This window comes from Corynebacterium sp. ACRPH (assembly GCF_022347285.1).
Classification (GTDB): Bacteria; Actinomycetota; Actinomycetes; order Mycobacteriales; family Mycobacteriaceae; genus Corynebacterium.
On sequence record NZ_JAKRND010000013.1, the window covers coordinates 38,164 to 59,287 of the forward strand.

Here is a 21,124-nt window from a genome sequence, read left to right on the forward strand (position 1 = left end):
TATTAGTGCAGCTTCCTTTGAATGAAGAAACCGCGATCTAGCGACGAAATAGTAAAGATAGTAAAGATAGTAAAGAGGCAAGATGCCGTCCACTTCAGCTCGACCCAAGAACCCCTTCACCGCAACAGTTGGGAAGACACCGCTGGTTCTCGCAGGACGCGATGAATACCTCCACGATTTCGATGCCGCCATCCAGGATGGCCCCGGAAGCCATGAACGTATCTCCATCATTACCGGCCCTAGGGGTATCGGCAAGACTGTTTTGTTAAATGAATTCGAAACGGTCGCGAAGACGCACTCATGGCACGTCATCTCCGAAACCACGACTCGTGGTTTCAACGACCGCATTCGTGACCGTGCCTTCAGCCTCCTTCAAGATCTTTCCGACGAGCCCAAACGTCGCCTCTCCGGCATCGATCTCTCTTACCTCGGCTTCGAGACCGAAGCCATTCCCTCCTTTTCGCCCACACCGACGTTGAGGTCGGTACTCGACGAGCTTTTCGACCGACAGGCTGAGCTTGACGCCCGACTCAACCAAGAACCAGTCGGCCTACTTATCACCCTGGACGAGCTGTACTACGCCCACATGGACGAAATCATTGAGTTCGGGACAACCATTCAACATCTCGTCCGCGAAGACCGGGAGATTGCGATTGCGATGGCTGGCATTCCTGGTGCTGTGAAACCACTTCTTGCCGCTGACGAAGGTCGTAACCCTGTGACCTTCTTGCGTCGCGCGAACAAAATTGAAACCGGAATGGTGCCGATTGAAGAAGTACGCGCGGCGCTTGAAAAGACCACCGAACAAGTCGGGGTCTCGCGGACCCTTCACGCACTCGACAACGCAACCAAGGCGACCGGCGGCTACCCCTCATTGAGGCAGAGATGATCCGCCCAACAGCCCACGGGTTCGTCGATTACGAGCTGCCATATATGCGCGAGTATTTACGCTCCCACCACGCGACCGATGCAATGGAGCAGTTCTCCATCTGGCCGGAGTAGGAACGCCCCCGAGCCCGCCCCCTAGTGCCCGCGCTCCTGCTCCAGCGGCTCGCCCGACTCGAAGTACGGCGCCAGCTTGTTGTCGTACATCGACAGCGCCGCGCCGATGGCCATGTGCATGTCCAGGTACTGGTAGGTGCCCAGGCGCCCGCCGAACAGCACCTTGTTCTCCGCGGCCTCCGCCGCGGCCAGCTTGCGGTAGGCCTCCAGCTTCTCGCGGTCTTCCGGGGTGTTAATCGGGTAGTACGGCTCGTCGCCCTCCTCCGCGAAGCGGGAGAACTCCTTCATGATGACCGTCTTGTCCTTCGGGTACCTGTCGCCCCGCTCCGGGTGGAAGTGACGGAACTCGTGGATGCGGGTATACGGGAACTCCGCATCGTTGTAGTTCATCACCGGTGTGCCCTGGAAGTCGCCGGTGTTCAGCACCTCGGTTTCGAAGTCGAGGGTGCGCCAGCCCAGGTGACCTTCGGCGTAATCGAAGTAGCGATCCAGCGGGCCGGTGTAGACAACCGGCGCGTCCGGGTTGGCCGCGCGGATCTCGTCGCGGATCTCGAACCAGTCGGTATCCAGGCGCACCTCGATCTTCTCATCGGCGGCCATGTTCTCCAACCACGCGGTGTAGCCCTCCACCGGCAGACCCTCGTAGGTGTCGTTGAAGTAACGGTTGTTGAAGGTGTAGCGCACCGGCAGGCGGGAGATATTAGAGGCCGGCAGCTCCTTCGGGTCGGTCTGCCACTGCTTGGCGGTGTAGTCACGCACGAAGGCTTCGTACAGCGGGCGGCCGATCAGGGCGATGCCCTTTTCCTCGAGGTTCTTGGCCTCCGCCGGGTCCAGCCCGTCGGTCTGGTCCTTAATCAGCTGGCGGGCCTCGTCCGGGCTGTAGTACTTGCCGAAGAACTGGTTGATTAGCCCCAGGCCCATCGGAAATTGGTAGGCGGTGCCCTTGTGCATTGCAAACACGCGGTGCTGGTAGTCGGTGAAGTCCGTGAACTGGTTGACGTAATCCCATACGCGCTTGTTGGAAGTGTGGAACAGGTGTGCACCGTACTTGTGGATCTCGATGCCCGTCTCCGGCTCCGCCTCGGAGTACGCGTTACCGCCGATGTGGGAACGCTTCTCCACCACCAGCACGTTCTTGCCGGCCTGGGTTGCCGCGCGCTCGGCCACGGTAAGGCCGAAGAAGCCGCTGCCGACAACGATGAGGTCGTAGTTCTGTCCGCTCTGTGTCTGCTCAGTCATGCCTGCCAGGTTACCGCGCTAACTCACTGTTTTTGGTCATGACGCCACCTCGGTGTGCCGCCCGGTGCAGCGATTTCAGGCAAGCGGTTCTTTAAACCCGGCCCAGTCGGGCAGCTCCTCCACCCAGTCCCCTAGCCAGCCTTCAGCGAAGCCGAGCATCCCGGTGTTCCACATCACCCAGAAGATGCCGCTGAAGACCACGGCGCAGCCCGCCAGGAAGCCCACGCCGATGAAGCTCTTGGTCGCCGCCCCCTGCCGCTTCCAATACTCCTCGAAACTGTCGTATTTCCGTAGTCCCCAATCCAGCAGTCGGTTGGGCCAGGCCATCTCGAAGGAGAGCACGCCGATGCCGAAGAACAGCAGGAACCAGCCCGGCCCGGGCGTGGGGATAATGAGGATGCCGCCGACCACCAGCAGCCACCCTATGAGCAGCGTCAGCGGGCCGACCAGGAATCCATAGCTGCGCTTCTTCAGCCCCTCGTGGCGCACCTGCAGCTGGGCTACCTTCCGGCGTACGTTTTCGCTTAGCTTGGACATGGCTGCCTAAAACCACCGTTCGAGGACGGCAGCCACGCCGTCCTCGTCATTCGTCAGGGTGACCTCGTCGGCGATTTCCTTCAACGACCCTTCGGCATTGCCCATCGCCACGCCGTGCCCCGCCCAGGTAAGCATCTCCGTGTCATTCGGCATATCCCCAAAGGCGATGGTCTGCGCGGCCTCTACGCCGATCTGTGCGGCAATCCATTCCAGCGCGGAGCGCTTGGAGATCCCCGCCGCCGCGACCTCCACCAGGCCCCCTTCATAGCTGTAGGTGGCTTTGGCCTGGGTGGCGTCAATAAAAGGCCGCACCGCAGCAAAGAGTTCGGCCGAGGTTCGATTGGGATCCCGAACCAGCAGCTTCACCACGGGCGTAGCGGCGAGCTCTTCGAGGGACTGGACGGCATGCTCGGTGGAATCCCAGGCGTGGTCGTAGCCGGGCGAGACGGAAAATAGCTCGTCGGCACGGTCGAAGGCGCTGGTTCCGGCCCGTTCGACGGCGAAGCCCACTCCAGGGACGGACTCGCTGAGCTGTGCGATGAGGGTACGGATGAGGTCCGGCTCGAGGGTCGCGGCGTGCACGATCTGATCCCGGTCGGCGTCATAAATAATGGCGCCGTTGGCGCAGGCACAGACGGGCCGGACGGGCAGCTGCTCGAAGACGGGCATCAGCCAGCGCGGCGGGCGGCCGGTGGCGATGGTGAAGACGGTGCCTTCGCGCAGCATCGAATTCACCGCGCGGCGCATCCGCTGCGAGACCCGCTCCCTGCTGTTGAGCAGGGTGCCGTCAACGTCGCTGACCACCAGCAACGGGGAATCCTGCATCGCTCGGGCCTACTTTTTGCGCAGACGGTTGATGCGCTGGCGCAGCGGCACCAGGATCTTATTGATGCCCGTGGCCTGCTCGCGTTCGCGAGCCTCGGCGGCGGCGCGACGCTCGGCCTCAGCCTTCTCCTGGGCGCGCTTTTCCTTACGGGCCGCGGCATCGGCGCGGTCCTGGACTGTGGCTTCCTCCAGCGTCGGCGCGGTTCCGCCGAGGGCGGCCGGCACCCAAAATTCGCCCTCGGGCATGGGGCCGAAGCGCTCCTCCCAACGCTGGCGGGTCAGATCCATCTGTTCGACCATGGCTTGGTGCAGGCGCTCAGTGGTGGCCTGGGCATCCTCGGTGACCTCGACCGGCTTGCCGACGGTGATCACCAGCTGGGTTTCCTTCGGCCGCCAAATCGGCTTGCGGCCCTTCGTCCACACGCGCTGGGAACCCCAAATGGTCAGCGGGATCAGCGGCACGCCAGCCTCGTAGGCGATGCGTGCGGCGCCCTGGCGGAACTCCTTAATCTCGAAGGATCGAGAGATCGTGGCCTCCGGGAAGATGCCCACCAGGTCGCCGGCCTTCAGCTGCTTGATGGCCTGATCCACCGCGGCCTGGCCGTCCGCGCGGTCGACGGGGATGTGGTTGTAGGAGCTCATGAGCGCGCCCACGCCCTTGACGTCGAAGATCTCCTTCTTCGCCATGAAACGAACCACGCGGCCACCGCGCACGTGCGCCGGGATGCCCCCGTAAGTGAAGTCCCAGTAGCCAGTGTGGTTAACGGCGATCATCGCCGGCCCGTCGGCGGGGATATTCTCCGCACCGTAGACTGCGCAATCTAGGTGCTGCATGTACCGGAACCACAGCTTGGTGACGCCGATCGTCGGGAAGCCATAGGGGATCTCCTTGGCTTCCTTGTGGCCGGTGATCTTGGGCTGGTAGCCATCGGGGAAGCTGAAGCTATCGAGCGACGACATGGGTGGTGGTTACCTCTCTTGGGATCCTTAAAACTGTGGCTCGGCCAGCGCGCCGGGGGCACATTCACGGCCGAGTCGGCGCTGCAGGCGCCGGATTCGCTGGGCTATTCGCTGGGCTTCAGAATATCTTTACCAACGAAAGGACGCAGCGCCTTCGGCACAACCACGGAGCCGTCGGCCTGCTGGTGATTCTCCAAAATGGCCACCAACCAGCGGGTTGTCGCCAGGGTGCCGTTCAGGGTGGCGGCGGTCTGCGCCTTGCCGTCGGCATCGCGGTAGCGGGTCTTCAGGCGGCGCCCCTGGAAGGTGGTGCAGTTAGAGGTACTGGTCAGCTCGCGGTACGTCTGCTGGGTGGGGACCCACGCCTCCGTATCGAACTTGCGGGCCGCCGAGGAGCCGAGGTCGCCGCCGGCGACGTCGATCACGCGGTAGGGCACCTCAATGGCCGCCAGCATTTCGCGCTCCATGGCCAGCAGCTCCTGGTGCAGCTCCGTGGCCTCCTCCGGCTTGCAGTAAACGAACATCTCCACCTTGTCGAACTGGTGGACGCGGATGATGCCACGGGTGTCCTTGCCATAAGAACCAGCCTCGCGGCGGAAGCAAGAGGACCAGCCGGCGTAGCGCAGCGGGCCGTTGGACAGGTCGATGATCTCCTCGGAGTGGTAACCGGCCAGTGCGACCTCGGAGGTGCCGACCAGGTACATGTCGTCTTCTTCCAGGTGATAAATCTCATCTGCGTGGGCACCCAGGAAGCCGGTGCCGGACATGACCTCGGGGCGCACCAGCACCGGCGGGATCATGAGCTGAAAGCCGTGCTCCACGGCCTTCTGGGCCGCCAGCTGCAGCATGCCCAGCTGCAGCAGCGCACCGTCGCCGGTGAGGAAGTAGAAGCGAGCGCCGGAGACCTTCGTGCCGCGCTTCATGTCGATCAGCCCCAGGGATTCGCCCAGCTCGAGGTGATCCTTCGGCTCGAAGTCGAACTGCGGCGGCTCGCCCACCACGTCGAGGGTGACGAAGTCCTCCTCGCCACCGGCCGGCGCGCCTTCCTCCACAATGTTGGAAATCTGCATCTGCAGGTCGTAGACGGCCTGCTCGGCGCTGGACTGGGCCTCCTCCAGCTTCTTGACTGCCTCGGCCTTTTGCTTGCCCTCCTCGCGCAGGGCCTGCTTCTCCTTGTCGGAGGCGGAGCGCATCTTCTGCCCCATCTCCTTGGAGAATGCCTTCTGTTCCGCACGGGCCGCGTCGGCGGCGCTGATGGCCTCGCGGCGCTGGGAATCGGCCTCCAGCAGCTGGTCGATCAGCGCCGGATCCTCCCCACGAGTGCGCTGGGATTCACGGGCTACATCGGGGTTATCGCGCAGAAACTTCAGATCAATCATGGTGATTAGCTTAGCCGGTTCGCCCTCGTAGTTGTCTGCCCAGTTCCCCCCTATGGCACAACCCCTACTAGACTGGCCTCACAATTACTGTCGGATACAGCCGAAAACCCCGAAGCAGATTTAGAGCGAGCCCCATGACCACCAGCGAAGCGAAAACCCGCCGCAGAGCACGCAGCCTCACCATCGCATTGTTCTCCGCCCTGTGCGGTGGTGTCAGCGCCGCAGCCTTCGCCTTCGTCGCCCCCGAGGGCAGCACTCCGCTGGTGCCGGCCGATGAAAAGCAGGGGCAGCACGTGAACAACACTACGTTCACCGAGGCCAGCAACGGCGACTGTGTGAATTGGAAGCCCGGCAAAGACGGTGTGAACTCCGGCTTCGCCACCGTGGATTGCGAGCAGCCTCACCGCTTCGAGGTCAGCTCCCGTGAAGACCTCGGCCAGTACCCCACCAGCGAGTTCGGCTCATCCGCAAAGCAGCCGGACTTGAAGCGTCAAGAAGAATTGACCAACGAGCTCTGCATCGGGCCGACGATGCAGTACCTCGAGGGCAAGCTCGACCCGGAGGGGCGCTACTCCATCTCCCCGATCCTGCCCCCGCAGTCCGCGTGGAACGACGGCGACCGCACGATGCTGTGTGGCGTGATGGTTCCAGACGCCACCGGCCGCACCACCGAGACCACCGGCTTCGCCGCTAAGCAAGATCAGTCGCGCTACTTCGAAAAGAACCGCTGCGTCCGCGCCGATGGCGATCTGACCAACGAGGTTCCGTGCGAAGAGCCGCACGCCTGGCAGGTGACCTCCGTGGTGGACCTCGGCGAGCAGTTCCCCGGTGCGTGGCCGGATACGAAGAAGCAGAACGAGTTCCTGAACAAGGTCTGCACCAAGGCCGCGAAGGATTACCTGGGCGGCGACGATGCGCTGTACAACTCCACGCTCACGCCGTTCTGGACCACGCTGCAGCGCCAATCTTGGGATGCGGGCTCACGCACCGTGAACTGCGCTTTGACGTTCGGTCGCCCCGGCGGCGGATTCGCCGCCCTGGCCGGCGATGTGCGCAGCGAATTCACCATCGACGGCCACCCACCGAAGACCCCGCCGAAGCGCAACCCGCTGCGCCGGGATGCACGGCCCGACAACGCTGCCAACCCAGCCCCGGCGCCGTAGGCGGGCACTTCCCATGGCCATCGACGTTTCTCCCGAGCGCTTCGAAGAGCTCGTTGACCTCGGCCTTCGGCGCATCCCCCGCGAGCTGCTGGATAACGTCAGCAACGTCGCCATCGTCACCGAGGGCTACAACCCCGAAAGCCCGCACATCCTGGGTCTCTACGAGGGCATCGCGCTGACAGAGCGTACCTCCGAGTACACATCTGCCCTGCCCGATAAGATCACGATCTACCGCCACGCCCTCGAGGACATCTGCGACACCGAGGAAGAGCTAGTCGAACAGGTCGCCATCACCGTCATCCACGAGCTCGGCCACCACTTCGGCATCGACGACGACCGCCTGCACGAACTCGGCTGGGGCTAGAGCGTCGCCGCGCCCCACCCCAGCACTTCGAAAGAGCCCTCCAGACTGTCGAGCACCCCGGAGCGCGCCGCCGTTGTTTCGGCCCTGTTCGTTTCTGTCTTATTTTGTGACGCCCCAGGCCGGCCCACCGCAACGTCAACCAACTCGGCAATGTTGTCTGGCACGCGCAGGGTAATGACGTTGCCGTTGGCCAGGTAGTGCATGAAGGCCCACTCCGGATCCACCCCGCCCAGGAAGCGGGCGACCAGGCGGATCACGGCACCGTGGCTGATTAGCGCAACATCGGTGGGCTCAGCTCCGTTCTGTACTGCCTCCCGGTTCGCCGCCTCGTTGTCAGCCAGTGCGACCAGCAGCGTGGCCAGGTATTCGCGCAGCACCTCCGCGCCGGATAGGCCGCCGGGCACGGCCTTGTCCACCCGGCCGAGCATCCAGGCGCCCAGGATGGAGTGGTAGGCCTCGTGTGCGTCCTCGTCGTTCTTCATCTCGTACTGCCCGGCTGGGATCTCAGAGACCCGCGGTAGCCGCTGCAGCGCAGCTTGAATGTGATCCGTCGCGCGGGCGGAGGCGGTGGCGTCATCTAAGGATTCCCCGCGGGAGAAGCCCGCAGGAACGATCTCCCCACCGAACGCACCGGCCAGCCCCACGGCAGTTTGCTGCGCGCGAGCAGCAAACGAGGAAGCGATCTTCAGGCGCTGGGTGCGTTCGCTGAGCCAGTCGCCGGCCTCTGCGGCCTGCTCCCAGCCCAGGTCGGTGAGGTCGGCACCGGGCAGCGCGGTATCCAAAGCGTGAATGGCGTTAGAGGTCGTCTGGCCGTGCCTGACCAGGAAAAGACGTGTCGATTGTGCCATTGCCTAGCTACCCTTCTGGCCGCACTTGAGTTCCTCAATCCATCTACTGGACTCAGCGTAGTTCGGCGGGGCACTGCCCGCATGGCGATGCAGCGGATGGGTGGTAGAGGTCTCCGCGACCGGCAGTGGTTCCGCGGAGGGCCAGCTGCCCAGGAAGCGCACGTCCTCCGCACGGCGGTACAGTCCAGCCAGGGCTTCGGCCACGGCGGCGTCCTCGATGTGGCCGACGATGCCGATGTGGAAGACGTAGTTGCCGTTGGCCGCACCCTCGCCCTTTTCCCCAGTACGGCGGGGGCGGGAGCCGATGCGGGCCATGTCCACCTGGCGGGTGGACAGCTCGGCGATTGCGTCCAGCAGACTGGAGGGCACGTTCGGCAACCAGAGCACCATGCCGCTGCGGTCGTTGCCGGTGCGCTCGGTGGGCTTGCCGGGGTTGCCAACCAGGATGAAGCGGGTCTGGGCGCCGGCGACGTCGGCCACCCCCTCGGCCACGGCATCCAGCTGGTGGATCTCGCCCGCGCGGGCCGGCGCTGCGGCGGCATCCGCCTGCCCGGCCTTCACTGCTGCCGCGGCCGCACCGTTACTGGAGGCGGGGACGAAGGAAACGTCAGGCAGGTTCTCCGCCACCCAGTTGCGCACCTGTGCCTCGGCGACGGGGTGGGTGGTCAGCGTCGTGATGTCCTCGAGCTTGGTGCCGGGGCGCACCAGGATAGAGAACACCACCGGTACGAGCACCTCGCGGTAGATCTGCAGCGGCTTGCCGTAGGTCAGCGCATCTTCTGTCTGCGAGACCGGACCGTCCACGGAGCTTTCCAGTGCCACACACGCGAAGTCAGCTTCGCCGTCGCGCACCATGTCCAGCGCCACCCGTGGGGAGGCGACGGGAATCTCGGTGGCACCCTCCGGTACTGCGCCGAGCTGCTTAAACTGCTTCAGCGCCTCTTCGGTGAAGGTCCCTTCGGGGCCGAGGAACGCTACGCGCACAGAAGAATCACTTGTGGAACCACTCATGCAACGCAGTCTAGTGGAGAACCTCACCGGGGATTCCCTGCCATTCCCGGATTTAGATTCCCTGCGATTCCCGGAGACGAAGCCTCCCCGGCCATATCCCGGGTATATCCTTGGGAAGCAATGAACCGCACGCCCGACCAGCCCAACACTTTCGCCGCCCGCCTAGCCCGCGCCCGGCGCGATACTGGGCTCAGCAACGCACAATTGGGCGTGGCCCGCGTCTACGACAACCCCCACAGCTACGATTTCCTGCGCAGTCACCCGGATCTCCCCCTCGGCGGCGAGGAGGTGCTGATCAAGGACCTGCAGCAGGTGGCGGGCGAGGTCACCACGATGGGCTCGGTTCACCACAGCTTCGTGGCCAACTACCACGACACGGCCGCCCACCGCCTGCTGGTGGGCGGGGCCACGCTAGTGGGTGCGTCTTCCTCCGCGGAGTACGGCACCACCGCCTATACCGAGCCCGTCGGTATGCCTCAGCCCGTCAATCCGCTGAACTCTGCGATCATGGTCGGCGGCTCCTCCGGCGGGGCGGCCACGGCCGTCGCCCGTGGATTGGTGAACATCGCCCACGCCACCGACGGCGGTGGCTCCATCCGCATCCCCGCGGCCTGCTGCGGGCTCGCCGCGTTGAAGCCCGCCCACAACCACCGGTTCGGCTCTTTTACACCGGTCGCACAGGGGTTTATCGCCTCCGACCTACTCACCACCGCCCGCGCCTACGGCCTGCCCGCGCCGGATACGGACACGCTGCACCTGGAGCCCGCTCAACCGCCACGGCCTCTGCGCATCGGCTACACCAACCAGCCCTTCCACACCCGCAGCGTTGTCTCACCGGACATCGCCGCTGCCACCGCCGCAGCCACGGCGCTGGCCACCACGCATCCGCTCGTCGAGTCCGTCACCCAGGCGCCAGCCCCCTATCCCCCGGCCACCTTCCAGCTCTTCCGCGACCTCATCGCCGCCCGCTGTGCGGACCTACCGGGCACGCTGTCGCCCATCACTACCTGGCTCCGTGAGGAAGGCCGGCAGGTGCCGAAATGGCGGCGTCAACAGTTAGAAAAACAGATAGTCGGGCTAGACCCACAGCAGGCGTGGCCGCACTTCGACGTGATCGCCACCCCGACTCTCGCCTGCGCACCGCCACCTCCCGGAGCGTTTTCCCAGCTCAAGCCCACCGATAACTTCTGGGCGCAAACCGCCTGGACACCCTGGGGCACCCTGTGGAACCTGACGGGCTGGGCGGCCGTCACGCTGCCGCTCGTCGCCCCCGAGCGCGTGCCCGGCCGCTGGCCGATCGCCCTGATGCTGGGTGCGGTCGGCAATCGCACGAGCGCAGCGACGCTGCTTTCCCTCGCTGCCTTTATTATGGACGCCGCCTCGCGCCTGCCCGCCGAAAGCCTCAGCGTTGCGGTTCCGGGCGATATAGAGGCCCTGGATTTCCGCGCCAAACCCGACAACAGCCACAGTCATGAGCACTAACACCAGCGACCGCACGGTACTGCGTTGGGAGCTACTGCTCGTCCTGGGCATCACCTTCGGCACCTCGGGGTTGCGCGCCATTGCCCGGCTGGTGGAGGCAACCGTCAGTCCGGAGGCGCTCAACGAGCAGAAAGCCACCCTCAACCAGGCACAATCGGTGCTGCCCTGGCTGGATCCGATACTGCAGCTGCTCTCCAGTGGCGTGCTCTTCGCCTGGGGCGGGTTAGCGATATTCCTGCTGCTACGGCACCTGCCCACCCCGGCGCTGGTGCGCAGCTGGCGGCTGCGGGGCCGCGACTGGCTGCACGGGGCGGGGCTGGCCGCGATCATCGGACTACCTGGGCTGGCGCTTTATTTCGGCGCGGTTCACCTGGGGCTATCAAAGCAGGTCGTGCCCACTGGCTTGGACGAATCCTGGTGGCGGATCCCGCTGCTGATAGTGAACTCCTGGGCCAATGGATTCGCCGAGGAACTGGTGGTCGTAGCTTGGCTCAGCACACGTCTGCGGCAGCTGCGCATCAGCTGGGTGTGGGTGTTCGCCGCCAGCGCGCTGCTGCGGGGCAGCTACCACCTCTACCAGGGGTATTCCGCCGGGCTGGGCAACATCATCATGGGTGTCATCTACCTCTGGTACTTCAAGCGAACCGGGCGGATCTGGCCCCTCGTCATCGGCCACGGGCTGATCGATACCGTCGCATTCGTCGGCTACGCTGTGCTGTTTTAGTGCACAGTTAGGCCCTTCGAGCGCCGCTGTACCACTGCATTGACGCCAGCCATGTCCCCGGAACCCGTTATTATTGTCCCCATGAATTCTCGCGATAATTTCGGCCCCCGCCGCCCCGCCAACAATTCCGGCGGCACGGACGGTGCCGGAGGCATGGAGATCGCCCGGGATCGACACGGCAAGCCCATCCTGGATCGCTACGGGCGGCCGGTGCGTAAGGGCGTCATCCCTCCGAGCAACAACGAGCCCACCGGGCCCCCCGGGCACAGGGAGCCCCAGCGCCGCGAGATCCCGAATCAGCCCGAAGGGCCGCGCTACCGCCGTGCCGAGCCGCTCCCGCCACGCGATGCCAACCTCGATGCCAACCGGGGCCACCAGCCGCAGCCGGGCCAATATCAGGGTCAGTATCCGGGCCAACAGCCCCAACCGGGTCAACCTTTCGGCGAGCCGCAATTCGGCGGCTACCCCGACGACCGCTCCGGCAGGGGCCGTGCTGGCAGGGGCGAGCCCCCGCGCCCCACTCGGCGCCCCCGCGGGCGGGCTACCCCGCGGCCGAGGAAGCGCAAGCGCTTCGGCTTCTTCAAGGCGCTAGGTCTACTGCTGGCCATCGTGCTGGCATTCAGCATCGGCGCGGCCGTGTGGATCGATACGAAGCTCCAGCGCACCGATGCCCTGCAGGATTACGACGGCCGCTTGGGGAGCACCTCCGGCACCAACTGGCTCCTGGTGGGCTCGGACTCCCGCGCCGGGCTGAGCGAGGAGGACGCCGACCGTCTGATGGCCGGGGAGCTCGACGATTCGGTGGGGCGCACAGACACGATCATGGTGGTGCACATTCCCCGCTTCGGCGGAGACGCGACCATGCTCTCCCTGCCGCGCGATAGCTGGGTTGACATCCCTGGCTATGGGCAGAATAAGCTCAACCAGGCGTTTTCCCTCGGCGGGCCGGCGCTGCTGCAGCAGACCGTGGAGAAGGCGACGGGCATCCATCTGGACCACTACGCAGAAATCGGCTTCGGCGGATTCGCCAATGTTGTCGACGCGGTCGGCGGCGTGGAGATGTGCCTGGACGAGCCGCTGGATGACCCAATGGCGGGCATCAACCTGCAGGCCGGCTGCCAGGAACTCGATGGGCCGACCGCGCTGGGGTACGTGCGCTCCCGCTACGCCTCGGCGCAGGGAGACCTGGACCGCGTGGAGCGCCAGCGCAAGTTCCTGGCCGAGCTGTCCAAGAAGATCAAGTCCCCCGGTACGCTGCTGAACCCATTTAAGAACCTGAAGGTCGCCGATGCCCTCAGCGCGAACATGACGGTCAACGAGGACGACCACGTGTGGAACCTCGCCTCGCTGGGTCTGGCTATGGCCGGCGGGGCGAAGCAGGAGACCGTGCCGATTGCAGGTTATGAAAACACTTACGCCGGCAACGTCGCACTGTGGGACGATGCCGGCGCAGAGGAGATGTTCGCGGAGCTGCGTTAGCCAGTAGCCGGCCCCACTAGCCAGCCGGGCTGGTCAGCTACTAGCCAGCCGCTGCTAGCGGATGGTTACCTCGCGGGACTGGATGGTCTGCTTGGCCTTCTGCTCGTCGGCAGTCAGCGGAGCATCCTTGGCCAGGGCTTCTGCGATCTTCGGATCCAGAGCCTCCAGGCCATCCTTCCAGGAAGCGGACTCGCGGCTGCGGTCCAGGTCCCACACCGGAACCAGGATGCCGTGGGTGCGGAACACACCGGCGAACTTGGAGCCCTCGCCCAGGTGCAGCTCACCAGCGGCGTGCAGGCGGGCCAGAGCGTTCAGCAGTTCCTCCTCGCCCTCCTGCCGAACCCAGCGGATGTGCGCCTTGTCGGACGGGTCGATCCACCATGCGGCACCCTTAATGTCCGCCTCCACGCGCTCGGAGGGCAGCACGGATTCGTTAGCGCGCTGCAGGGTGGCGGCGATCTGCGGGTTGTTGCGGTTTTCCTCGGTCAGCCACCAGGAGAAGTCCTGGGCGACGGTGATCTCGGAGGCAGCGTCCTTGTTCAGGATGTCCGCCAGGGCGGGCTCGGTGCCGTCGGCCACGCCGACCTCCAGGGACTGGCCCGGCTCGGCCTGCTTTACCCAGTTCAGGGCGAATGCCAGGTCACGGTTCGGGTTGTCACCGCGGCGCTGGGTCTGCAGTGCAACGAAGGCCTCGCCGCCGTCTTCCTCCGAGCGGCGCAGCGCTGCGACCGCACCCGGCAGGACGGTAACGATGGAGATCTTGTGCTCCGCGTCCTTCACGTCGGCAACGAAGTGCGCCGAGGGGACGAATTCCTGCAGGGCGATCAGGTCGGCCTCCATGGCGAAACCGTCGAAGGGGCGCGGGTCCTTCTGCAGCTTCGCGCGTTCCGCGGCGCGGGCAGCGAGCTTCGCCTGGCGGCGGCTCATGCCCTCGGGCAGGTTATCTTGATTCTTTTTCTTCTTAGCCACGGTCGTTAATTGTACCTGGCTGCACCAAGGAAAATGCAGCAGCACTGGTTTCTCTAGCTGGCTCCGGCTTGTCCAACCCCAGCTCGTTGTCGCGCCACATCCGCGCCCGCCCGGGGTAGTTCGTCGCCAGCCAGGTCACTCCCTGGCGCGTAGCCCACCGCACCTCGTCTTCCTTATCGGCGGTCCACACGTAGGTTCCATCGCCAAAGCGGCCGATGATGTCGGGGCGAATCCGACCACGTGCGACCGACAGGCCGTGGGCGTCCACAACATGCAGTGCCTCGAGGCCCGGGTTGAGCATGCGCTGGTACTCGCGCCGCAGCAGGATGCGGTGAACCGCCGGGTTGATCATCTTGAAGCGCACTAGCGATTGCGGGCTGAAGCTGATCAGGTGCACGTGCGAGCTCTCCGCCAGGTGCGCCCGCTGCAGTTCGTAGTGCAGGGCGTGCTCGACCTTGGGCCCGTAGCGGTTCGGGTGCTTGGTCTCGATAAAGATGTCTTTCTTTAGTGACGCCCCCTCTACAGCGCCTGCCGCCCCCGCCCTCTGGCTATGTTCCTGCCCGGCGTCGATCCGCGAGGAGTTCACGTCGTTAAAGAATGTCAGAAGCTCGCGCAGAGTAAGCACCTGCGCGGGCTCCTCCGGGGTGCCGACGTTCAGTTCCCGCAACTGCGCCAACGTCATCTCGCTGACCACGCCGTTGGATTTCGCGGGCTTGTCCACCGCCACTCGGTCGATGGTGCGGTCGTGCAGGCAGACGAGCTCCCCGTCGCGGGTCAGGCGGATGTCGCATTCGAAGCCGTCCGCTCCCCTTTGCTCGGCCAGTTCATAGGCTGCCAGGGTGTGTTCTGGGCGTTCCTTGGAGGCTCCGCGGTGGGCGACAATTTTCATACCCTCTATTTTTAGTGCGCCGGCCTGCAACCGGCATCCGCTCACGCCGGGCACCCTCCAAGTTTCACTTATTGTTTACTTAAAACAGCCCCGCTTAAATCAGCCCAGCTCAGATTAGCCCGGCTTCGCCCATCACCTTGCGCAGCACGTTCGCGGAGTGGTCGAACCTCTCCTTTTCTTCGGCATCCAACTGTAGCTCCACGGCGTGGCGAACGCCCTGGCGGTTAATCACCGCGGGAGTGCCGATGTAGATGTCCTCGAATCCGTACTCGCCCTGCAACAGGGTGGAGATCGGCAGCACGACATCCTGGTTGCTGAACACCGCCTGGGTGATGCGCGCCAGCCCCATGCCAATGCCGAAGCTGGTGGAGCCCTTGGCCTGGATGATTTCGTAGGCCGCGTCACGGGTCTTCACGAAGATCTCGTCGACGTCCTCGTCAGCAGATTCACCCATCTTCTCCAGCCGGTGACGGATGGAGGTACCCGCCACCGAACCGGCAGAAAGCACCGGCAACTCAGTATCTCCATGCTCGCCGATCACGTAGGCGTGCACGGAGGTCGGCGCGAGGTCGAAGTAGCGGCCCAGCGCGTAGCGGAAGCGCGCGGTATCCAGGATCGTGCCGGAGCCGATCACGCGGCTGGAGTCCATGCCGGAGAACTTCCACGTCGCGTAGCTCAGGATGTCCACCGGGTTGCTGGCGACCAGGAAGATGCCGTTGAAGCCGTGTTCCATCACGTCGCCGACGATCGTCTTGAAGATTGCGGTGTTCTTGGCAACGAGGTCCAGTCGAGTCTCCCCCGGCTTCTGTGCCGCGCCCGCGCAGATGCAGACCATTGCGGCATCGCGGCAGTCCTCGTAGGTGCCAACCGAAACGCGGGTGTTATGGTGCGACCACGGCACCGCGTGGTTGAGGTCCTGTACGTGGCCCCAGGTCTTGCGCTCGTCCAGGTCGATGATGGCCAGGTGGTCGGTCAAACCCTGGTTGACCAGGGTGTATGCGTAGGCGATGCCGACGTCGCCCGCGCCGATGAGAACGATCTTGGAACCGGGGGTCGGTGGCGTGGTGGTGCCGTTGGTGGCGCCGGTGGTGTCATTGTGCGGTTGTGGAGCAGTCATTGTGGCCTTCTTCCTTCTGGTTGCCCTGTAGGTGCCTTCGTTCTTTATTGACGCCCACGGCCAGCATAGCGCTACGTCCAGACACCCTCACCACAAGAATTTCTGGACTTTGAACTTTTGATACGTGGCGTCAATAAATAAAAAGTTCCTAATAGAAAACCTTGCAGGAACCATATTTTCGCGCCACACTTGTTGTCATAAGCACTTCCGACGTGTGAAAGGAACTTTAGAAACTATGGCTAAGTACGAACTCCCCGAGCTGGACTACGCATACGACGCTCTGGAGCCCCACATCTCCGGCGAGATCATGGAGCTGCACCACACCAAGCACCACCAGAACTACGTTAACGGCGCTAACGCTGCCCTCGAGAAGCTGGAGGCTGCCCGCAAGGACGGCTCCATCGCTGGCGTAGTTACCGCACTGTCCAAGGACCTGGCTTTCAACCTGGGTGGCCACACCAACCACTCCCTGTTCTGGAAGAACCTCTCCCCGAACGGTGGCGGCGAGCCGACCGGCGAGCTGGCTGAGGCTATCAACCGCGACTTCGGTTCCTTCGAGGCATTCCAGGAGCACTTCAACGGTGCTGCACTGGGCCTGCAGGGCTCCGGCTGGGCTGTTCTGGGTTACGACCACATCGCTGGCCGCCTGGTTGTCGAGCAGATGACCGACCAGCAGGGCAACCTGTCCATCAACCTGACCCCGCTGCTGCTGCTGGATATGTGGGAGCACGCCTTCTACCTGCAGTACAAGAACGTTAAGGCAGACTACGTGAAGGCTGTCTGGAACGTCTTCAACTGGGACGAGGTTGCAAAGCGCTACGAGGCTGCACAGAAGTAAAGCTGCATCAAGGGGCGCCCGCGTAGGCGCTTCCCCAGCACTGAAAACTAAATAGAGCTGGCCCTGTATCAGCGCCGGAAGCATCTTCCGGCCATTTGATACAGGGCCTTTTGCGTCCCTAGAAACGCACCCCTAGAAGTGTGGCCCCAGAAACGCAACGGGCCCGGCGAACGGTTTCTTAAACGAGCACTCACTCAACTCGCGCTCGATTGGACTTTCGCAGCTGGCCCACAAGTCACCTACACACCCACCCGAGATTGGAGAAGAACCATGAAGGCTCACGCACGAACCATCCGTTCCAACCACTCCCCCACATCCCATCGCACGCGCGGCGCACGCCGCACCCGCCAGTTTGGTGCCGTGGTCGCCTTGACCGGCCTGCTGTTGGGCACCGCAGCCTGCGGCGACGAAAATAACGGTGAAGATGCCCCGGCACCAGTCACCTCCAACGCGGAAGCCGCGGACGCTGGCTCCGCCGACAAGGGCGAAGCGCCCAAGGAAGGCAAGGACCAGAACGCAGAAGGGGCGAACACCGAAAACGCCGCAGCGCCGAACCCCGCCGAAGGTGAGGATGCCGAGGGCGGCGATGGTAACGCCGGCTCTGACGGCGGCAACCAGGACTGCTCCGAACAGCCAGACTCCCCGGAGATCACGAACAACATCAGCAAGCTGCCGCCGAACCAGTTCGGCTGGAAGCCCACGGGCGAGTCGAACTACAACCCCTGCAACGACCTCAGCTACGCGCTGATCACCCAGGCGCAACAGGGCAATAGTCAGTTCCGGACCCAGCTGATGCTCTTCCACAAGGGCAAGTACATCGGGGTGGGCTCAGACACAGCCCAGCAGGCCGAGGTGCTGTCCGCCACGGATTCTTCCGTCACGGTGCGCATGCGCGACTGGGAGGCGCTGCAGGAATCTGGTGATGCCAATGTGAATGCTGGTAAGTACTACTCGGACGTCACCTTCCGCTGGGACGGCAGCAAGGTCGTGCCCGAGGGGCGCATTCCGAACCAGAACCTCCCCAAGTAGAGTCCGCAGTCGCTGGCTCGCTAGTCCCCTAGTACCCCGACGGGGCAACTCACGCCGTTAGGCCCGTGGTTGCAGTACCCGTCGGGGTGCTTGTGTAAGTACTGCTGGTGCTCGTCCTCGGCCAGGTAGTACTGCCCGTCGCCAATCTCCGCTAGCTCGGCAACCTCCGTGGTGATCTCCCCGAAGCCCGCGTCGCTAAAGCGCTGCTGCCAGCCTGTGATGGCCTGCCGCACGCGCCCCAACTGCTCGGCATCCTGCGTGTACACACACGAACGGTACTGCGTGCCCACGTCATTGCCCTGCCGGTCGCCCTGCGTCGGGTCGTGGTTCTCGAAGGCGATCTGCAGCAGTTGCTCCAAGCTCACCGCGGCAGCGTCGAAAACAACCCGCACCACCTCGGCGTGGCCGGTCCGCCCGGTGCATACCTCGCGGTAGGTGGGGTTCGGAGTGTATCCGCCCGCGTAGCCCACGGAGGTGCCCCACACTCCGTCCACGCCCCAGAACATGCGCTCCACACCCCAGAAGCAGCCCAGACCCAGGACGATCTGCGCGGGTTGCTCCAGCCCGTCGGCCTCGGCCCAGTAGCTATCCTCCAGGCCGGTCAGCGGCGTGCCCAGAACCACGTTCGGCTGCGGATTCTCTAGCACGGGCGTGCGTCCGCCCTTCAGCGCGTCCTCCGGCCCGACCCTTTCGGCCCGGTACGGCCCCTGACTGTTGAGCGCCATGATGCGTTCGAAGAAGTTCGTCATGTCTTGTCCCTTTTTCTTCTTGACTGCTTAGTGACGCCGCAGCGCCCGCAAGCCCGGCGCGCCCCTGCGCAGCCACGCGCGAACCGCCGAGGTCGCCACGCAGTCGTCGGCGTTGTAGCGCTCCAGCTTACGCCTGGCCGCCTGCGCCGTACTGCGGGATCCGCCGATGGCCTGCTCAAACAGTTCCACCGCCGCCTTGCCGTTGATGCCCGCCTGGCTGAATTCGAACCCCGCCAGCGGAGCGATCGTCTTTAACCCCAGCGAGTCCGTGGGCGCCAGCGCCTTCTTCACCAGGCCGAAGCAGTCGCACCAGTGCTCGGAGGCGATGAAGGCATTCACCTCCTCCAGCGTGGGCATGGTCACCTTCACGTTTGTGCCCGCGACCGCGTAGCGGCGCCCGCCATAGCGCTCGGCGGCGTGGCGCAGCCAGTAGTTTTCCCCTTGCGCGGCATACACCCACACCTGGAAGTTCTTTCCGTTCTCCAGGGCGCGGTCCTTCTGCGATTGCATCCAGTGCCAGAATTCGGCTACGTGTTGGCCTTCGTCGCCGTCCCGGCTGAAGTCTCCGAACCCGATATAGCGCGAGCCGTCGAAGGTGCCCCAGAGGAACGTGCCGCGGTTGGGGTGGGCCTCCATATCCACGTCAATCTCCACCCAGTCGCGCAAGCCCCCGACGGCGTTGCGTGCGCTACCGCCCCAGAGTTCCGGCTGCTCTTGCCAGTTCTTCTTCGGGCGGCGCAAAGCCACCTGCCCATCCATCCAGGCCTGCGCCAACTCTGCCTGCTCCCCGTTCCCAGAGGCCGCCAGCTGCGGGAGAGTTTCGATTCCCCTCTCTCGCCACTTGCGGGCTTTATCCCCCGGCAGCAGCAGGCTGATCTCCTGCGCCTGCAGCAACTGGGCTCGGCAGTGATTGTGGAATTCGCAGGTCTGGCATTCCTTGATCCTGCGCGGGCCGGTCGGGATCGGTTCCTCCAACGCGGCCTGCAGGCCGGGGAGGACGGAGGGGGCGTCAAAAAAGAAACAACGTGGCCTGCCCGGCCCGGCGCGACCGATCAGTGCGACGGTGCTGGCGGCGAAACCCCATTGCCGCAGCACGACGTGGGCGATGGCCACCTTTTGGGCGTCCCCGGCGGCGGCGCGATGGCGGAAGTCAATCGGCGCCGGCACCGCCAACCCCAGGGCGCTAATGTCCGTCACCCGGCAATCCGCCATCTGCGTGGCTCGCGCGCGGCGTGCCACAGAGTGCGAGGAGATCGCGACGGGCGTGTACTGCATAAACTCGTCGACCCCCTTGCCGCGGTCCGCGCGGACGAGCAGGTCCAGCTCTACCCGGAAAGGCCCTTCGGCCAGCACGGGGCGGGTGATCAGCCGAGCACCGGAAGCCAGCGCCTCCAGAGTCTGCTCGACGGCGGTGTCCGGCTCGCTAGGGTCGATATCCACCCTCGTGGGGAACACTTTGTCGCCGATCCGCGGCTTGTTTGGCAGGCGCCGAAATACCTGCTCCCGCCGGAGCGCAGCGTTGGCTTTGTGCTGGACGGCCTCCACGTAGGCCTCGAGGTCCTGCGCAATGTGAATGCGCGGGGTGACGGGTGGTTCCTGCTGTTCCTTGTGACGCCGCAATACCGCACGGTGGCGGCAGCCCACGAGGTCGCTAGGGCCGAGTGGCGGAAGATCTTCAGGCAGGCTCACAATAGTTTCTAAGCCTAGCGCGTCCCCCGGACAGGCAGCGCGCCTCCCCAGAAGGTTGAGCGCCCAAATAGTTAAGCCTCCGCCCCGGGGTGTCGGAGTACAGTGAAGCAAGTACAGTAAAGATGTTTCTTAAGTAATCTGGTTGAACAGTAAGACAGATCAAGACAGATCAATTCGCATCGGAGTGACATGGGACTGCTCAGCGGTATGCGCAAGCGCCGTCAGGAAAAGAAGGCCATCGAGAAGGCAGCGAAGGTTCGCGCCAAGGCACAGGTAAAGGCCGACTCGAAGCTGGAGAAGCGCAAGGAGGCCTACCTGCGCAAGACGGCCAAGCAGGTGCGCAAGATGGATGCCAAGGAGCTCAAGGCGCAGCGCAAGCACAACGAGAAGATGGCGAAGGCCTCACTGGAGCAGATCAAGGCCGGTCGCTTCAACGCCAAGAAGGTGCTGAAGATCGCCGGCGCTGCCCGCGTAGCCGCCCCCTTTGCAATCCCGCTGTTCTACCGTGGCGCGACCGCCCTGCAGGAGGCCTCCAACAGCTCCGCAGCTCGCCGCAGTGGCCTGGCTACCAAGGCAACCGCCCAGTTCCCGGGCGATGGCGGCCTGCAGCAGGCGCGCATCAAGAAGATCCGCAAGTCCCTGGACGATGGCGTGCCGACCGGCTTTGCCAAGGACATCTCCGAGCGTATGGACGACCTGGATACGGCCGTCGAGAACTCCCGCTCCATGAACGACGGCCAGGCGAAGCGTGTGCTGCGTTCCGTATCCAACGAGCTGGATCTGGTGGAAGCCCAGATTAAGGCCAAGCGCAAGTAGGGCTTGGGCTTGGCC

Annotated in this window: 21 protein-coding genes; 9 read left to right on the forward strand and 12 right to left on the reverse strand. The window is 64.3% G+C overall.

Going from position 1 to position 21,124, the window contains the following annotated elements; translation table 11 throughout:
* The first annotated feature begins 82 nt into the window (after positions 1 to 82).
* Positions 83 to 889 carry an ATP-binding protein gene (locus tag MHX66_RS07840; RefSeq protein WP_239201991.1) on the forward strand — a complete coding sequence of 269 codons (807 nt, stop codon included), beginning with the start codon at positions 83 to 85 and terminating at the stop codon, positions 887 to 889.
* Positions 890 to 1,023: 134 nt separating this feature from the next.
* On the opposite strand, the gene glf is transcribed toward MHX66_RS07840, so the two are convergent.
* The 5 genes from glf to serS all read right to left on the reverse strand — a co-directional run bounded on the left by glf (position 1,024) and on the right by serS (position 5,942).
* A complete protein-coding gene (glf, locus tag MHX66_RS07845) occupies positions 1,024 to 2,241 on the reverse strand; it encodes a UDP-galactopyranose mutase (RefSeq protein ID WP_239201992.1) in 1,218 nt (405 codons plus the stop codon).
* A gap of 75 nt (positions 2,242 to 2,316) precedes the next feature.
* On the reverse strand, positions 2,317 to 2,778 hold the full coding sequence (locus MHX66_RS07850) for a TIGR02611 family protein (protein WP_239201993.1): 462 nt from the start codon (positions 2,776 to 2,778) through the stop codon (positions 2,317 to 2,319).
* Positions 2,779 to 2,784: 6 nt separating this feature from the next.
* Positions 2,785 to 3,603 (reverse strand): HAD family hydrolase, encoded by an 819-nt coding sequence (locus MHX66_RS07855; RefSeq protein ID WP_239201994.1) that lies wholly within the window; start codon positions 3,601 to 3,603, stop codon positions 2,785 to 2,787.
* A 9-nt stretch (positions 3,604 to 3,612) separates the two neighbouring features.
* Positions 3,613 to 4,563, reverse strand: coding sequence for a 1-acyl-sn-glycerol-3-phosphate acyltransferase (locus tag MHX66_RS07860; RefSeq protein ID WP_239201995.1), 951 nt, complete (start codon positions 4,561 to 4,563; stop codon positions 3,613 to 3,615).
* Positions 4,564 to 4,667: 104 nt separating this feature from the next.
* The gene (gene serS / locus MHX66_RS07865; RefSeq protein ID WP_239201996.1) at positions 4,668 to 5,942 is read right to left on the reverse strand and encodes a serine--tRNA ligase; all 1,275 of its coding nucleotides are present in this window, start codon (positions 5,940 to 5,942) and stop codon (positions 4,668 to 4,670) included.
* 134 nt (positions 5,943 to 6,076) lie between these two features.
* Between serS and MHX66_RS07870 the strand changes: the two genes are divergently transcribed.
* The gene (locus MHX66_RS07870) at positions 6,077 to 7,105 is read left to right on the forward strand and encodes a septum formation family protein (RefSeq protein WP_239201997.1); all 1,029 of its coding nucleotides are present in this window, start codon (positions 6,077 to 6,079) and stop codon (positions 7,103 to 7,105) included.
* Between the two features lie 13 nt (positions 7,106 to 7,118).
* Positions 7,119 to 7,469: a metallopeptidase family protein gene (locus MHX66_RS07875; protein WP_239201998.1), complete on the forward strand. Its 351-nt coding sequence runs from the start codon at positions 7,119 to 7,121 to the stop codon at positions 7,467 to 7,469.
* On the opposite strand, the gene MHX66_RS07880 is transcribed toward MHX66_RS07875, so the two are convergent.
* Together MHX66_RS07880 and pheA are read right to left on the reverse strand one after the other, a co-directional pair.
* Positions 7,466 to 8,317, reverse strand: a complete 852-nt coding sequence (locus MHX66_RS07880) for a histidine phosphatase family protein (RefSeq protein WP_297667177.1) — start codon at positions 8,315 to 8,317, stop codon at positions 7,466 to 7,468. The two genes, MHX66_RS07875 and MHX66_RS07880, sit on opposite strands and share 4 nt — an antisense overlap.
* A gap of 3 nt (positions 8,318 to 8,320) precedes the next feature.
* Positions 8,321 to 9,328, reverse strand: coding sequence for a prephenate dehydratase (gene pheA / locus MHX66_RS07890; RefSeq protein ID WP_239202000.1), 1,008 nt, complete (start codon positions 9,326 to 9,328; stop codon positions 8,321 to 8,323).
* Between the two features lie 120 nt (positions 9,329 to 9,448).
* On the opposite strand from pheA, the gene MHX66_RS07895 reads away from it, so the two are divergent.
* The 3 genes from MHX66_RS07895 (at position 9,449) to MHX66_RS07905 (ending at position 13,013) form a co-directional block, all read left to right on the forward strand.
* Positions 9,449 to 10,810, forward strand: coding sequence for an amidase (locus MHX66_RS07895; RefSeq protein WP_239202002.1), 1,362 nt, complete (start codon positions 9,449 to 9,451; stop codon positions 10,808 to 10,810).
* On the forward strand, positions 10,800 to 11,534 hold the full coding sequence (locus MHX66_RS07900) for a CPBP family intramembrane glutamic endopeptidase (protein ID WP_239202004.1): 735 nt from the start codon (positions 10,800 to 10,802) through the stop codon (positions 11,532 to 11,534). Before MHX66_RS07895 ends, MHX66_RS07900 begins: the two co-directional genes overlap by 11 nt.
* A gap of 81 nt (positions 11,535 to 11,615) precedes the next feature.
* Complete coding sequence (locus MHX66_RS07905) at positions 11,616 to 13,013, forward strand: LCP family protein (protein WP_239202006.1); 1,398 nt, start codon at positions 11,616 to 11,618, stop codon at positions 13,011 to 13,013.
* Positions 13,014 to 13,067: 54 nt separating this feature from the next.
* Here the strand turns inward: MHX66_RS07905 and MHX66_RS07910 are convergent, their stop codons facing one another.
* From MHX66_RS07910 to MHX66_RS07920, 3 genes are all read right to left on the reverse strand, one after another.
* Complete coding sequence (locus MHX66_RS07910) at positions 13,068 to 13,940, reverse strand: DUF5926 family protein (RefSeq protein ID WP_255717315.1); 873 nt, start codon at positions 13,938 to 13,940, stop codon at positions 13,068 to 13,070.
* A 34-nt stretch (positions 13,941 to 13,974) separates the two neighbouring features.
* A complete protein-coding gene (locus tag MHX66_RS07915; protein WP_239202010.1) occupies positions 13,975 to 14,871 on the reverse strand; it encodes a glycerophosphodiester phosphodiesterase family protein in 897 nt (298 codons plus the stop codon).
* A 109-nt stretch (positions 14,872 to 14,980) separates the two neighbouring features.
* Positions 14,981 to 15,988, reverse strand: coding sequence for an L-lactate dehydrogenase (locus MHX66_RS07920; protein WP_239202014.1), 1,008 nt, complete (start codon positions 15,986 to 15,988; stop codon positions 14,981 to 14,983).
* 235 nt (positions 15,989 to 16,223) lie between these two features.
* Here MHX66_RS07920 and MHX66_RS07925 point away from each other — a divergent pair, with 235 nt between their 5' ends.
* The gene (locus tag MHX66_RS07925) at positions 16,224 to 16,826 is read left to right on the forward strand and encodes a superoxide dismutase (RefSeq protein WP_239202015.1); all 603 of its coding nucleotides are present in this window, start codon (positions 16,224 to 16,226) and stop codon (positions 16,824 to 16,826) included.
* 270 nt (positions 16,827 to 17,096) lie between these two features.
* Complete coding sequence (locus MHX66_RS07930; RefSeq protein ID WP_239202017.1) at positions 17,097 to 17,855, forward strand: LppP/LprE family lipoprotein; 759 nt, start codon at positions 17,097 to 17,099, stop codon at positions 17,853 to 17,855.
* A 20-nt stretch (positions 17,856 to 17,875) separates the two neighbouring features.
* Here the strand turns inward: MHX66_RS07930 and msrA are convergent, their stop codons facing one another.
* Complete coding sequence (msrA, locus tag MHX66_RS07935) at positions 17,876 to 18,580, reverse strand: peptide-methionine (S)-S-oxide reductase MsrA (RefSeq protein ID WP_193393332.1); 705 nt, start codon at positions 18,578 to 18,580, stop codon at positions 17,876 to 17,878.
* 51 nt (positions 18,581 to 18,631) lie between these two features.
* Entirely contained in the window at positions 18,632 to 20,293 is a 1,662-nt protein-coding gene (locus MHX66_RS07940) for a TM0106 family RecB-like putative nuclease (RefSeq protein WP_239202019.1), read from the reverse strand.
* A gap of 189 nt (positions 20,294 to 20,482) precedes the next feature.
* Between MHX66_RS07940 and MHX66_RS07945 the strand changes: the two genes are divergently transcribed.
* Positions 20,483 to 21,109, forward strand: coding sequence for a DUF6474 family protein (locus MHX66_RS07945; protein WP_035005910.1), 627 nt, complete (start codon positions 20,483 to 20,485; stop codon positions 21,107 to 21,109).
* Positions 21,110 to 21,124 lie beyond the last annotated feature (15 nt).

Coding starts and splice junctions, on each gene's coding strand:
- MHX66_RS07840 (WP_239201991.1), top strand. CDS start 83: ATGCCGTCCACTTCAGCTCGACCCAAGAACCCCTTCACCGCAACAGTT.
- glf (WP_239201992.1), bottom strand. CDS start 2,241: ATGACTGAGCAGACACAGAGCGGACAGAACTACGACCTCATCGTTGTC.
- MHX66_RS07850 (WP_239201993.1), bottom strand. CDS start 2,778: ATGTCCAAGCTAAGCGAAAACGTACGCCGGAAGGTAGCCCAGCTGCAG.
- MHX66_RS07855 (WP_239201994.1), bottom strand. CDS start 3,603: ATGCAGGATTCCCCGTTGCTGGTGGTCAGCGACGTTGACGGCACCCTG.
- MHX66_RS07860 (WP_239201995.1), bottom strand. CDS start 4,563: ATGTCGTCGCTCGATAGCTTCAGCTTCCCCGATGGCTACCAGCCCAAG.
- serS (WP_239201996.1), bottom strand. CDS start 5,942: ATGATTGATCTGAAGTTTCTGCGCGATAACCCCGATGTAGCCCGTGAA.
- MHX66_RS07870 (WP_239201997.1), top strand. CDS start 6,077: ATGACCACCAGCGAAGCGAAAACCCGCCGCAGAGCACGCAGCCTCACC.
- MHX66_RS07875 (WP_239201998.1), top strand. CDS start 7,119: ATGGCCATCGACGTTTCTCCCGAGCGCTTCGAAGAGCTCGTTGACCTC.
- MHX66_RS07880 (WP_297667177.1), bottom strand. CDS start 8,317: ATGGCACAATCGACACGTCTTTTCCTGGTCAGGCACGGCCAGACGACC.
- pheA (WP_239202000.1), bottom strand. CDS start 9,328: ATGAGTGGTTCCACAAGTGATTCTTCTGTGCGCGTAGCGTTCCTCGGC.
- MHX66_RS07895 (WP_239202002.1), top strand. CDS start 9,449: ATGAACCGCACGCCCGACCAGCCCAACACTTTCGCCGCCCGCCTAGCC.
- MHX66_RS07900 (WP_239202004.1), top strand. CDS start 10,800: ATGAGCACTAACACCAGCGACCGCACGGTACTGCGTTGGGAGCTACTG.
- MHX66_RS07905 (WP_239202006.1), top strand. CDS start 11,616: ATGAATTCTCGCGATAATTTCGGCCCCCGCCGCCCCGCCAACAATTCC.
- MHX66_RS07910 (WP_255717315.1), bottom strand. CDS start 13,940: ATGAGCCGCCGCCAGGCGAAGCTCGCTGCCCGCGCCGCGGAACGCGCG.
- MHX66_RS07915 (WP_239202010.1), bottom strand. CDS start 14,871: ATGAAAATTGTCGCCCACCGCGGAGCCTCCAAGGAACGCCCAGAACAC.
- MHX66_RS07920 (WP_239202014.1), bottom strand. CDS start 15,988: ATGACTGCTCCACAACCGCACAATGACACCACCGGCGCCACCAACGGC.
- MHX66_RS07925 (WP_239202015.1), top strand. CDS start 16,224: ATGGCTAAGTACGAACTCCCCGAGCTGGACTACGCATACGACGCTCTG.
- MHX66_RS07930 (WP_239202017.1), top strand. CDS start 17,097: ATGAAGGCTCACGCACGAACCATCCGTTCCAACCACTCCCCCACATCC.
- msrA (WP_193393332.1), bottom strand. CDS start 18,580: ATGGCGCTCAACAGTCAGGGGCCGTACCGGGCCGAAAGGGTCGGGCCG.
- MHX66_RS07945 (WP_035005910.1), top strand. CDS start 20,483: ATGGGACTGCTCAGCGGTATGCGCAAGCGCCGTCAGGAAAAGAAGGCC.